1 pseudogene is annotated in these 1,172 nt (G+C 27.6%); it reads left to right on the forward strand.

Features of this window, described 5'->3' with window-relative positions:
* Window positions 1-57 precede the first annotated feature (57 nt).
* Window positions 58-1,145 (forward strand): annotated as a pseudogene (locus MBFIL_RS10140) (IS630 family transposase).
* Window positions 1,146-1,172 lie beyond the last annotated feature (27 nt).

A 1,172-nucleotide genomic window follows, 5' to 3' on the forward strand; every position in this document is an offset into this window, starting at 1 on the left:
TGTCATGACAACTTAATTTTAAAATATTTATATATGATGATATTCATATTATACTATATGAAACAGAGAAGAGTAGAGCTTGATGATGAGGAGGATGTTTGTTTAAAAAAGATGGTTAAAAAAGAAAAAGAAATAAGTAGGGCTAGGATCCTCTTATTACTAGATAGAGGTAAAAAAATTAAGGATATTGCTGATTATTTGGATATTAGTGTAAGTACTGTTAATAAAATCAAAAAAAGATATTTAGATGAAGGATTAGAATCTGCTTTGAATGATAAACCTCGCTCTGGTCAACCACAAAAATATGATGTTGAAAAAGAAACAGAAATAATTGCATTAGCATGCACTAACCCACCTAAAGGTCGAAAACAATGGACTGTTAGACTTATTGCTAGTGAATTAAAAAATAAACCAGGATTTGAAACTATAAGTCGTGAAAGTGTTCGTATTATTTTAAAAAAAGCAAAACAAAACCATGGAAAAAAAGAATGTGGTGTATAAATGAAATCAACACTGAATACCGCAAAAGAATGTATCGACTTTTAAAATTATATTCTGAAAATTATAATCCAAAATATCCAATAATTTGTTTTGATGAAAAACATAAACAATTAATAGACGATACAAAACCTCGAATACCCATGAAACTTGGAACACCTGAAAAATATGATTACACTTATAAAAGAAATGGAACAGCTAACATATTTGTTGCTGTTGACTTTAAAGGAGGAAAAAGAGACATAATGGTTACAGACAGACGAACAAAAGCAGATTTTGCTCATTATATTAAACATTTAGTCGATGATGTATTTCCTGATGCTAAAAAATTAAGAATTGTTATGGACAATTTAAACACTCATACTTACTCATCTATTCTTGAAACATTTGAATTTAAAGAAGCAGTAGAATTAATAAGCAAATTAGAATTTCATTATACTCCTATACATGCCAGTTGGCTTAACATTGCTGAAATTGAAATTAATGTCATGGACATAGAATGTACTGGAGGAAGAATGAAAAATAAAAACTATCTAATAAGTGAAACTACAGCATGGTGTGATGAAAGAAATAAAAAAGAGAGCAAAATTTATTGGAATTTTACTAAAGAAAAAGCCGATAAAAAATTATCAAAATATTATATCTAAAACTATTAGAATTAAATTGTCATGACA

The sequence above is a fragment of the Methanobrevibacter filiformis genome (genome assembly GCF_001639265.1).
Classification (GTDB): Archaea; Methanobacteriota; Methanobacteria; order Methanobacteriales; family Methanobacteriaceae; genus Methanacia; species Methanacia filiformis.